At 70.8% G+C, this 11,329-nt stretch carries 10 protein-coding genes; 6 read left to right on the top strand and 4 right to left on the bottom strand.

What is annotated here, in order from left to right:
- Nucleotides 1–4: 4 nt before the first annotated feature.
- Together ABEA10_RS07860 and ABEA10_RS07855 are read right to left on the bottom strand one after the other, a co-directional pair.
- The gene (locus ABEA10_RS07860) at nt 5–979 is read right to left on the bottom strand and encodes a CU044_5270 family protein (protein ID WP_345459365.1); all 975 of its coding nucleotides are present in this window, start codon (nt 977–979) and stop codon (nt 5–7) included.
- 3 nt (nt 980–982) lie between these two features.
- Nucleotides 983–1,588 (bottom strand): RNA polymerase sigma factor, encoded by a 606-nt coding sequence (locus ABEA10_RS07855; RefSeq protein ID WP_345459362.1) that lies wholly within the window; start codon nt 1,586–1,588, stop codon nt 983–985.
- Nucleotides 1,589–1,694: 106 nt separating this feature from the next.
- Between ABEA10_RS07855 and ABEA10_RS07850 the strand changes: the two genes are divergently transcribed.
- Both ABEA10_RS07850 and ABEA10_RS07845 read left to right on the top strand, forming a co-directional pair.
- Entirely contained in the window at nt 1,695–1,862 is a 168-nt protein-coding gene (locus tag ABEA10_RS07850; protein WP_345459359.1) for a hypothetical protein, read from the top strand.
- A gap of 66 nt (nt 1,863–1,928) precedes the next feature.
- Nucleotides 1,929–3,281, top strand: a complete 1,353-nt coding sequence (locus tag ABEA10_RS07845; protein WP_345459356.1) for a M1 family metallopeptidase — start codon at nt 1,929–1,931, stop codon at nt 3,279–3,281.
- Nucleotides 3,282–3,330: 49 nt separating this feature from the next.
- Here ABEA10_RS07845 and ABEA10_RS07840 read toward each other — a convergent pair whose 3' ends face one another.
- On the bottom strand, nt 3,331–4,806 hold the full coding sequence (locus ABEA10_RS07840; RefSeq protein WP_345459353.1) for a hypothetical protein: 1,476 nt from the start codon (nt 4,804–4,806) through the stop codon (nt 3,331–3,333).
- A gap of 346 nt (nt 4,807–5,152) precedes the next feature.
- Between ABEA10_RS07840 and ABEA10_RS07835 the strand changes: the two genes are divergently transcribed.
- From ABEA10_RS07835 to ABEA10_RS07825, 3 genes are read left to right on the top strand one after another with little or no spacing between them, the layout of a single operon-like run.
- On the top strand, nt 5,153–5,809 hold the full coding sequence (locus ABEA10_RS07835; protein ID WP_345459350.1) for a response regulator transcription factor: 657 nt from the start codon (nt 5,153–5,155) through the stop codon (nt 5,807–5,809).
- The gene (locus ABEA10_RS07830; RefSeq protein WP_345459347.1) at nt 5,806–6,924 is read left to right on the top strand and encodes a sensor histidine kinase; all 1,119 of its coding nucleotides are present in this window, start codon (nt 5,806–5,808) and stop codon (nt 6,922–6,924) included. The genes ABEA10_RS07835 and ABEA10_RS07830 overlap by 4 nt, the downstream gene beginning before the upstream one ends.
- Nucleotides 6,925–6,946: 22 nt before the next feature.
- On the top strand, nt 6,947–8,134 hold the full coding sequence (locus ABEA10_RS07825) for a HEAT repeat domain-containing protein (RefSeq protein ID WP_345459344.1): 1,188 nt from the start codon (nt 6,947–6,949) through the stop codon (nt 8,132–8,134).
- A gap of 233 nt (nt 8,135–8,367) precedes the next feature.
- Here ABEA10_RS07825 and pgfA read toward each other — a convergent pair whose 3' ends face one another.
- A complete protein-coding gene (gene pgfA, locus ABEA10_RS07820) occupies nt 8,368–9,393 on the bottom strand; it encodes a cell envelope lipid trafficking protein PgfA (protein WP_345459341.1) in 1,026 nt (341 codons plus the stop codon).
- A gap of 146 nt (nt 9,394–9,539) precedes the next feature.
- Between pgfA and ABEA10_RS07815 the strand changes: the two genes are divergently transcribed.
- Complete coding sequence (locus tag ABEA10_RS07815; protein WP_345459338.1) at nt 9,540–10,838, top strand: acyltransferase family protein; 1,299 nt, start codon at nt 9,540–9,542, stop codon at nt 10,836–10,838.
- Nucleotides 10,839–11,329 lie beyond the last annotated feature (491 nt).

The following is an 11,329-nucleotide window of genomic DNA, read 5'->3' as shown; positions in this document are numbered from 1 at the left end:
GAGGTCAGGATCGCCGGCCGGGCCTGTCGACGATCGCGACCTTGACGATGACGCTGGCGCCGGTGACGGTGCCTGCCTTGATGACGCGGACGCCGGCTCCCTTGTTCCGCATGCGCAGATCGGCGCTTAGGACCGTCTGCTCGCCCCGATAGGTGTAGGCGATGGGGTCCAGCAGAACCTCCTCGTTCAGCCGTACGCCTCCCATCGCGGCACTGGTCTGACCGACGACGGCGATCGCGGCCCTACCGCGCAGATCCGTGACGCCCTTCCGGACGGTCACGCCTGGGAGTTCCTTCATGGCCTGGAAGATCGTGGCCTTGAGTCTGGGCGGCAGCACCCCGTCTTGAAGGATCCGGCTCAGGGCCCAGAAGTCCGTCGTCCTGTCGGTCGCGGGACGGTGCGACCGGACCCATCGCAGCAGCGCCTCCGGCTCGACGGGCAGCTTCGCGACCGAGGCATAGCTCTGCGGCGGGAACGCCGAGACGTGCGTGGGCTTGCCGATGACGCCGTCCAGCCCGGTGTCGACGACCTGATCACCGCTGGCGCGGGTCCAGCGATAAGAGTCCCCTCTCTGCGGCGAGGTCTGGTCCCTGGCCTCCAGTCGATCGATCGACTGGATGTGCTGGTACACCCACTGGTCGGGGCGTGGCGCGGTGAAGGGGGCCGACGCCGCCGCGCCGGCCGCGCGGTCCAGCACCACCTCGGCCGCGGTGACGGCCCGTACATGACCGCCGCCTCCGCCGTCCTCGCCTCCGGTGCTCAGTGCGACGATGCCCCCGGCGGCGATCGCCGCGGCCGAGCCACCGGCCACCGCCACTCGCCAGGCGAGCCGGGGCGCGCGCCGCCGTGGACGCGTGGACCGCGGCCGGGCGGGTTCCTCGAAGCTCGCTGTGAGCCGTGTTCTCGCGGCCTCCGCCGCGTCCGGCGTGATCGCCGGAACATCGCGGCGTAGATCCCCGATCAGCTGCATCTCGTCCATGTATCAGCACTCCTCAGGCGTGTGGATCGAAGGGCCGCCGCCGAGCGCCTTGCGCACCTTCCGCCGCGCCCGGTGCAGGCGGGACCGGACCGTGCCGACGGGAATGGAGAGGGCTTCGGCCGTCTCCTCGTAGCTGAGGTCACCCCACGCCACGAGGAGCAGCACGTCGCGGTCCCCCCGGGACAAGTCCGCCAGTGCCCCCGCGAGCCGGCGTTCCTGGCCCTGTGCGGCCACCCGGCGGGTGATCTGGTCGGCGAGTGGCTCGGGAAGCGGGTCCACCCCGGTACGGCGGAGCGCGCGCAGATACCGCACCTCATCGCGACGGTGCCGGGCGACCAGCGAGGTGGCGATGCTGTAGAGCCACGGCAACGCCTGACTGTGCGTGAGGTCGTAGGACTCCCGGCGCCTGAAGGCGATCAGAAAGGTCTCGCCGACGATGTCGTCGGCCGCCTGCGTGCCCAACCGCCGGGCGACGTAGCGATGGATCGCACGGTGGTGCCGATCGAAGAGCGTCGCGAAGCACTCGGAGTCGATCCACGACCGGCGGATCAATTCGGCGTCGTCGACGCCGGCGCTCTGCTGCGGACTCACCGGCATCGCCGACGGCATCCCGGCCACCCCCGTCGAAGGCGCCGCGGTCGTCTGCCCGGGATCGGCCGTCGCGCGTCGGGCGGCCGCATGGCGGGTCGTCTCACAGAAGGATCCCTTCGCAGGAGTGACCATCATCGACAGGTCTTATGCCGAAGGGCGCCGTCGGGTTCTCCGCGCCTTCGACGTGTCCTCCCACGCAGGCCGGACGGTGACGCTATGGTTCAGCGGCACCGAGGACTCGTCCCTGCAGACCGGCCTCGTCCTCGACGACGTCGCGGTGAACGCGTCCTGACCGTGATCCGGCAGGGCCCCGGGCGCATCGTCACCCGTGGCCCTCGCATCCTCGGGGAGTTCCAGTATGAGAACGAAGATCGCGATTGTCGCCACCGTGGTGGCGGCGATGGCGCCGCTCACCGCCGCGCGGGCGGCGAGTGCCACGCACCAGGTCGCCGATTCGACCCGTACGCCGGAGTCGCCGTCGTACACGGTCAGCCTGACCAGCAACGCCACCGGCGGCACGTGGACCGGGCACGAGTCGGTGACCTTCACCAACGCCTCCGCCACGCCGCTGACCGAGGTCCACCTGCGGCTGTGGGACAACTACCACGGCAGTTGCCCGTCGACGCCGGTCACGGTGACGAACGTGACGGGCGGCACGGCGGGCGCGCCGGAGGTCGGCTGCACCGCGCTGAAGGTCACCCTGCCCGCGCCGCTCGCTCAGGGCGCGTCGGGCACGGTGGGCTTCGACCTGCGCATCGTCGTGCCGAGCGGCGCCGACCGGTTCGGCCACGACGGGGCGTACTACTTCCTCGGCAACGCGCTGCCGGTGCTGGCGGTACGCGACGCGTCGGGCTGGCACCTGGACCCGTACACGAACCACGGCGAGTCCTTCTACTCGCTCGCGAGCGACTGGACCGTCACGCTCGACCACCCGACCTCGCTGAAGGTCCCGGCGACGGGCACCTCCACGGACCGGGCCGGCGCCTCGGGGCGTACGGTGACGACCGCGACCGCCGCGAAGGTGCGTGACTTCGCCTGGGCGGCCGGACCCTTCGCGGCGACGTCGGGCACCTCCCCGGGCGGTGTGAAGGTCAACGTTTACCGGGTGAGCGGCATCTCCGCCGGCTCGGCGACGTCGATGCTGAACACGGCCACGGCGGCGCTGGACGCGCACGCGCAGCGGTTCGGCGCCTACCCGTACGGCGAGGCCGACGTCGTGCTGGACAACAACTTCTGGTTCGGCGGCATGGAGTATCCCGGGTTCGTGCTGGACCTGGTCGGCTCGACCTCGCTGGCGCACGAGCTGGCCCACCAGTGGTGGTACGGCATCGTGGGCGACGACGAGTACAACAGCCCCTGGCTGGACGAGTCCTTCGCCGACTACGCCACCGACCTTTACGAGGGCAAGACCGGCAACGGCTGCTGGAACAGCGTGTCCTGGGCGTCGTCGGACGAAAAGATCACCAACTCGATGGCGTACTGGGACGCCCATCCCGGCCGGTACGCCATGGTCGTGTACGGCTACGGCAAGTGCGCGCTGCACGACCTGAGCCGGGTACTCGGCACCACGGCCATGACCAGGCTGACGCACGACTACGCCCGGTCGCACTGGTACGGCGTCTCGACGACCGCGGAGTTCAAGGCGGCGGCGCAGGCGCTGACCACGACCGACCTGACGTCGTTCTGGAGCCGGCACCGCATCGATGGCTGACCGATCGGTCCGTCGTGGGCGGACGTCACCGAAGCGCGTCCGCTCCGGCTCAGCGGGCGGCACAGCTCTCCCTGCGCCAGGCGACCCACTGGCTCGGCTTGTGGTCGGCGACCGTCCAGCCGTCCGGATGGCCGGGCCACGTGGATGAGGCGGCACCGCCCGGCCAAGCGGTAAGCACGGTACAGGTCTGAGCGCGCGGGGCCGCGGGATTCAACCATCCGACCGTCGTCCACCCGACGCGGTAGCGCAGATTCATGACGGTCCACCAACGGAGATCATGGGCGACCTCCACCCCGCCCTTCCCGCTCAAGGCATGGCGGAGGTCGCCCGCGGGGCGGACGAAAGTGGCGCGCGCGTGCAGGATGAATCCTCCGTTCACGAGGAGAAGCAGCGCCACCACGAGGATGGGCAGCCTGCGGAGCAGGATCATGCCGCCGAAGAGCGCGCCCGCGACGAGGCCTGCGGTGAGCATGTCGAGAGAGCGCCGGTTCCCGGTCAGGTAGGAGGTCTCGGGAAAGTCGAAGCCGATGAAGGTGTACTCGTGCAGCCGCGGCCCCGCATACGTCGTGACGGCGAGCGCGGCCCCGGCCAGGACTCCGACCGTGGCCGGGACCGCGGTGATCATTGTGCGGCGGCCGGCCCGGACCAGCGTCGCGGCTCCGGCGAGTGACAACGGGATCGCCACGCAGGCGAGATAGCGGCCGTAGGCGTAGTTGCCGATCCGGTGCTCGTCCGGCAGTGCCGCCGTCGTGGCCAGCGCGATGCCCGCCGTGACGGCGATGGCGGCGGCCGCCACCAGCCGCAGCGATCGGTCGGCGCGCTGGGAGAGCAGCCGCGCGACGGTCGCCACCAGCCCAAGACCGGCGAGTCCGTAGGTCGCGACGATGAGGTACCACACCTGGCCGCAGGCACCCGAGAGGGTGCGGAGCAGTCCGTCGGCGGAGGTGAGCCGGGACCACAGCACGGCGCTCAGGTCGCGTGGCCCGTCAGGCCACATCGCGTGGAGGAGCAAGGCGTTCAGCCGGCTCGCGCCGACGTAGCCGACGGCCGCGACACCGGTCCCCACCATGGTGTGCCGACGCGGGACCCACCCGCGGACCAGCAGGAAACCGAGCACTCCGGCGTGCACGAGCAGAATCACGGTGCCCCGGGCATGCACCGCGTACGCATAGGCGGCGGCCAGGCTCGCCACGGATCCGGCCAGGCGGCCGCCCGTGTCGGCGAACCGCATCAGCGCCAGCAGCCAGCAGGCGACGACGGCGGGCAGGATGGCGTCGGCCAGCGCCCACGCACCGAAGAACACGTTCGCCGGCAGCAACGCCACGGCGAACGCGATCCCGAAGGCGGTGGCCGGGCGCAGCCCCAGCCGTCGCGAGATCGCCAGCGACAGCGGGAAGACCGCCGCGCCGATGACTGCGCCGATCACCAGCACCAGCCGGTACGCGGTCGTGGGGTCCGCGGTGACCCAGTAGACCGGGCTGAGGAGAAGCGGGTATCCACCCTGGTAGAACGTCGAATACGACATGTCTCCACCCGGACCGCCGGCCAACCGGCGCGCGGCCAGCAGATAACCCGCCTCATCGGGAAAGGCCGCAGGCGCATGCGCGTGCCAGGACGTCCACACCCGGAGGACGACCTGGGCGAGCCAGCCCAGCAGGACGAGCCACGTGGCTTTGCTCCGACGGCTCCGGCCGCCGTCGTTCGCGGCAGAAGAGATGGCTGGAGGGACCAGTGCGACAGGCCCGGTAATTTGCATGGTCACGGGCCGAAAGTTCAGCCAATCGCCGATAATCCGGTCATAACCAGATCTGGTTACGCCCGCGTTATCCCTCCCGAGGCATCCTGGGCGGCCAGGTCGTTCAGGAGGGGCAGTGCGGGTACTGATCGCCGAGGACGAGCGCATGCTCGCCGAATCGATCGCCGAGGGTTTGCGCGCCGCGGCTCTGGCCGTGGACATCGCCTATGACGGTGGGGCGGCGCTGGAGCGGCTCGGGGTGAACGACTATGACGTGCTCATCCTCGATCGGGACCTGCCGGTCGTGCACGGTGACGAGGTGTGCCGGCGCCTGGCCGTCTCGGGGACGCTCGTGCGGGTGTTGATGCTCACCGCCGCGATCGACGTGCGCTCGCGCGTTTCGGGCCTGATGATGGGCGCCGACGACTATCTGACGAAGCCGTTCGCCTTCGAGGAACTCCTCGCCCGCGTACACGCTCTGGGCCGCAGGTCCCGGCCCGCCGATCCGCCGAAGCTGGAGCGGATGGGGGTGCTGCTCGACCAGGCCCACCGCCAGGTCTTCCGGGACGGCCGGTACGTACCCCTGGCCCGCAAGGAGTTCGGCGTGCTCGCCGAGTTGCTCCGGGCGAACGGCGCGGTGGTCTCGGCCGAGAACCTGCTGGAGAAGGTGTGGGACGAGCACACCGATCCGTTCACGAACACGGTGCGGGTAACGGTGATGAAGCTGCGCCGCAAGCTCGGCGACCCTCCGATCATCGAGACCGTCCCGGGAGTGGGGTACCGAATTCGATGAAGCTGACGATCCGCCTGCGCGTCGCGCTGCTCTGCGGCGGTCTTTCCCTCCTCTGGGGCGCCGTCCTTCTCCTCGTCGTTTACCTGCTGCTGCGGAGCCACCTACGGAGCGAGACCGAAGCGCTGATCCGCGCAGCAGACGAGAACACAGGCTTGGGAAGCCAGGGGTGGCTCGGCAGCACCGCCCATCACGCCGCCGACACCACCATGGATTCACTGTTGTTCTGGGGCGTCATAACGATCGTGCTGGTCAGCGCGGCGGCGGGCTGGTTCGGCTGGCTGGCGGCGGGCTGGGTGCTGCGGTCGCTGAATCGTGTGACCGAGACGGCCAGGCGGGTGGCGCAGAGCCACGACCTGACCGAACGCATCGACTACACGGGCCCGCCCGATACCGTGCGCGAGCTCGCCGACATCTTCGACACGATGGTCGGGCGCCTGGCCCGTGCGTTCGACGGTCAGCGCCGCTTCGTCGCGAACGCCTCCCATGAACTGCGGACGCCCCTCGCCATCAACCGGACCCTGGTGGACGTGGCGGTCCGCCGCGCCGACGCGACCGAGGAGATGAAGCGGCTCGGCGAGTCACTGCTGGTGGTCAACACCCGGCACGAACGGCTGATCGACGGGCTGCTCGCCCTCGCCGAAGGCGAGCAGACGGTCCTCGACCGTCGTCCGCTCGACCTGACCGACGTGGTCGAACACGTCCTCGACCAGGTCGCCGACGAGGCCGAAGAGCAGACCGTGACGCTCCACCGGCTGATGGACACGGCGCCGACCGCGGGAGACGCGATACTGCTGGAACGGATCGCACAGAACCTCGTGGAGAACGCGATCCGGCACAACCACAGCGGCGGCGAGGTCTGGGTGACGACCCGGCAGCGCGGTGACCTGGCCGAGCTGGTGGTGGCCAACACCGGGCTGGCCGTGCCGCCGTACGAGATCGAGACGATCTTCGAACCGTTCCGGCGACTGCACGCGGACCGGCTGCGCTCCGATCGGGGCAGCGGCCTGGGCCTGTCGATCGTGCGGGCCATCGTGGACGCTCACAGCGGAACGATCATCGCCCGTCCACGTGAGGAGGGCGGACTGACGATCACCGTCGAACTCCCCGCGGCCTGAGCCACTCCCTATGATCACTGAAGTGGATTTCGACGGACTGATCAGCGACCTCGCGTCGCCGGACAAGGCGATCTGGAGACCGGCCCGGGACCGCTTCAAAGAGCTCGGTGACGCCGGGGTTCCCGCGCTGATGGCGGAGCTCCTCGATGAGGAGTCCCCGCTCGACTGGGCCCAGGCGGGCCTTCTGCTGAGAGAGCTGGGCGACGCGGCGTTCTGCGCGATCCGTGACGCGGTCGCCGCCGACCTGCCGCAAGAGCCGGCCCGGCGGGCTCGGTGGACGTTCGGCGGTTTCTTCGGCGAGCACTGGGACCGTCTCATCGAGTCGCTCGAGCATCCCTCGGCCGACGTGCGGGCGTGCGCGGCCCTCTGCCTGCAGAGAATGGAAGCGGAGGCGCTCCCGGCGACCGGCGCGCTGATCCGGCTGCTCGGCGACCCCGACCCGGACGTGCGGCAACGAGCGATCTGGGCACTGGAAGAGCTGGGCCCCGGGACGCTGGACGCGTTGCGGAAGGTGCGCGAGTCCGGACCGGGCGCCTGCCGCGCGAACGCCTTCAAAGCGATCATGAACATCGGCGGGCCCGAGGCCCTGTCCGAGAAGGACCGGGCACTGTGGCGACGCCACCTCGGGGCGAAGGCCGCCGCCGACCGTCCGCAGGAGATCTGGGAGAACAGCTGTATCGCGGTTCCGGGCGGTGACCAACAGGCCGTTCTGGAGCTCCTGGACTTCTCCGACCCGAGCCCGATGTACTTCGACCTGGGCCTGGCCGTCGCGAGTGGCTCGTGGTGGACGGTGCCGGAGGTCGAGCACGAGCAGCGGGCCGAGGCGTTCGTCACCCCGGAGGTCGACGGCTGGACTCTCATCGTCAGCGGCTGGTGCTACCCGGCGTGGGACGACGAGTGGTACGCCCGGACGCGCGACGTCATGCGACGGCTGAGCGAGCGGTTCGGCGTCGCGTGGGGGTTCGCCGGGCGCGGCTACGGCGGTACGGCGGCGTGGGCATGCGCGAAGAACGGCGACCTCATCTGGGAACGAGAGGTCACCGACGACGACGAATGGGGCGACGCCGACCCCACCGAGGGCATCGACACGGACGAGCCGCTCGGCATCGACCCGACCACACTGAGCGAGAAGACCCCCATGCGCGGCACGGGACTGCGCGCGCTCACCCCGTACGGCCGCGACGCCCCACGGAGCACCGATCAGTGTTGACGTACTACCGGTTCCCGTCCGCCGAGCGCCGCATCGATCCGCGGAGCAGCTTCTCGACGTGGCGGGGATCTGGACTCCGCCGACATCGAGGTCGAAGACGGAAAGGTCCGGCCCACCCAGGCGACGTTCTAGGGGTGACCGCCGAGGAGCCGCCACGGACCTCGCGAACAGCCGCTCAGCCCGTACACACGACGCAGCGGATCGGCCGTGCCGTCGCCGCACGCCGGGCCGCGTCAGGAGGACGGCCCCTCGGCGGACGGCTTTCCGGCGGACGAGCGGGAGGCGTCCGTGCTCTCCCCCGCCGCGCCGCCCGGCGCGGGCTCGCGGCGGCCGGTGACGGCGAGAGCCAGGCCGACGACGAGCAGGACGATGCCGAGGGCGCCGCCGCCGTACGGGAGCCAGGCCTTGACCAGCGCGACCTTGTACGCCTGGCCGCCGGAGACGTCGACGAGGTCCCGCTGGCTCTCCGGGACCATCTTCAGGTCCAGGTCCGCGACGGTGAGGCGGTCGACGCCGTCGCTGGTGCGCAGCGTCTGGGTGACCTTCTGTTCCTGGTTGACCGGGGCGCCCGTGCGCGGATCGACCCAGACCGTGGTGGTCGCCTGGTAGACGCGGTTCACCATGACCGCGTTGTTCTTCTTGTCATAGCCCGGCAGCCGCGCGACCTGCTTGGCCGGCAGGCCGAGCAGTGAGGCGGGCACGCCCGGCTTTATCGTGTCGGTGACGGTCGGCGGAATCTGCTGCACGAAGCGATACGTCGTGATGCCGTGGACCTTTTCCTCGCCCTCATAAGTCATCGGCCAGGTGCGCTTCGTGCTGATGTCGAAATACGGATAGGTTTTGCGCTTCACGCCAATCGGCCAGAAGAGGCCGACGCCCGACTGGCGCACGTTGGAGTCGCCGTTCACCGCGGCTCCCCGGCCGGTGCGCATCTCGGCGGTGCGGCGGTCGAACACGGCGCGCTGGGTCTGTGTCTCGATCTTCGCGTTGTTGGTCGGGTCCTCGATGGAGGTGAAGGAGTCCCAGACGGCGATCTTTCCGTCACCAGCGCGGACGTCGCCTCGCGTGGTGTTGGTCGCGGTGACGGTGGCGCCCTTCTGGACTCGCCATTTGGAGGTGTCCAGATACGTGGCGTTGTCGGCGCGGAGCGTGGTCTTCTCGTACACGTTCAGTGGCGCGGCGACGACCTGCCGCGCGACATAGAAGCGCACCAGCGGGGCGAGTGCGAGGAAGAACGCTCCGGCCCCGATCAAGATCAAGCCCACCTTGCGCCGCACCGCGCACCTCCCAAGGGGAAATGCCTGAATCATAGGGGAATGTGATATTTGTCGCCGGGTGGGGCGATCTTTGTGACGATCATGTTACCTATGCGTAGGCTTGCCTTTTCCCGGCCCGGAGGTGGTCCGTGACAGCTCCCGCACCGTCCGCGACCGGCGTGCGTGCGGCCGGCCGTCGCGGGCCGGAAGAGCACTACGACGCGCTGGACGGTGTACGCGCGGTCGCGGCGTTCGGGGTGCTCGTGCTGCACATCGGGGCCGACACCGGCGGCACGCTCAAGCACGACGCCAAGGCGTGGCTGCTGTCCGGCGGCGCGATCGCGGTCACGGTCTTCTTCACACTGTCCGGGCTGCTGCTCTACCGCCCGTGGGCGACGCGGACGCTGGCCGACGGCCGGGTCGACGTCGGCGGGTACTACCGGCGCCGGGCGCTGCGCATCCTGCCCGCGTACTGGGTGCTCGTGCTGTACGTGATGATCGTCTACCTGAGCGTCCACCTCGGCGACGCGTGGACCTGGCTGCGGCTGCTGACGCTCACCTATACCTACGACCCGCACCCGTGGTGGGGCAACAGCCTCGGGCCGGAGGGCCTGTGGCAGATCTGGAGCCTCACCGTCGAGGTCGCCTGGTACGTCCTGCTGCCGGTGACCGCCGCGATCCTCGGGTGGTACGCCCGGCTCCGCGAGCGCGGCGCGCCCGACACCGACCGGCGGGCCCGGCGCCTGCTCTGGGCGATCGCCGCGTACGCCGCGCTGTCGCTCGTCTATTCGATCTTCATGTTCCACCCGTCCTACCGGCCGCTGCTCGGTGCCTGGCTGCCGCGTTACTTCGCGTGGTTCGCGATCGGCATGGCCCTGTCGGTCGTGTCGGTCTGGGCCCGCACCGGCTCGGCGCGCGCGGCGCGGTTCGCCCGCACCGTCGCGCGGTCGTGGGGCACGTGCTGGCTCACCGCGGCGGTGCTGTACGGCATCGCCGCGTCACCGCTCTCCGGGCCGGCCGACCTCACCACCATCGACACCGTCTGGACGTCGGAGTTCCGGGTCGTCCTGTACGGGCTGGTCGCCGTCTTCGCCGTCGGCCCGGTCGCCCTCGCCCCCGCCGGCGAGCCCGTCATGCGCGCCGTTCTGGGCAACCGCGTCATGCGGTTCCTCGGCCGCGTCTCCTACGGCGTCTTCCTCTGGCAGGTGCCGGTCCTGATCGGCTGGAGCGAGCTCGTCGGGCACACGCCCTTCACCGGCCACTTCCTCACCGAGTTCCCGGTGGTCGCCCTGCTGACCGTCGGGATCGCGACGATCTCCTTCTACTACGTCGAGCGGCCGATCCTCCGGCTCGCCTCGCGGCGGTGGCGCGCCGACCGGCTCACCACTCCGGCCGGGCGAGCCGCTGAGCGCGACGGCCAGGCGGGCGAGGACGACCAGGCACAGTAGCCGGGGCACCAGCTCGGCGAACACCTGCGCGTGCGGGCCGTCCACGCGCGCCCCGGCCCGCGCGAACACACTAGCCGCGAGCAGCGCCCCGCCCGCCGTCCACGGCGACAGGAGCCAGGAGCGCTGCCGCCGGGGCGCCCAGGCGAACGCCGCCGCCGCGACCGCCGCCACGGCCACGCCCGCGATCCCGCCGGACCACAGGCCGACCGCTGCCGCGGCCGGCACCGCCGCCGCCTCGCCCGCGATCCCGGCCACCCGGCCGCGGCGCCGCCCCGCGACCGGTGCGGGCACCGTACGGGCCCGCAGAGGCGTGAGCCGGGCCGGCCACAGCGCGGCCGCGAGGAGCAGCGGCAACAGCCCGATCCCGGAGAACAGGGCGGCCCGGTAGACCCGGTCCGGCCCGTACGTCAGCCGGACGGTGCCGGTCGTGCCCGCGGGCACGATCCACCCCTGCCGCCAGCCGTCGAGCCGTACGGGGCGCAGCGTCCGCC

The sequence above is a fragment of the Actinoallomurus oryzae genome (genome assembly GCF_039541955.1).
Lineage (GTDB): Bacteria > Actinomycetota > Actinomycetes > Streptosporangiales > Streptosporangiaceae > Actinoallomurus > Actinoallomurus oryzae.
Note: the sequence above shows the minus strand (reverse complement) of the source record. Positions and strands in the feature narration are given on the sequence as shown.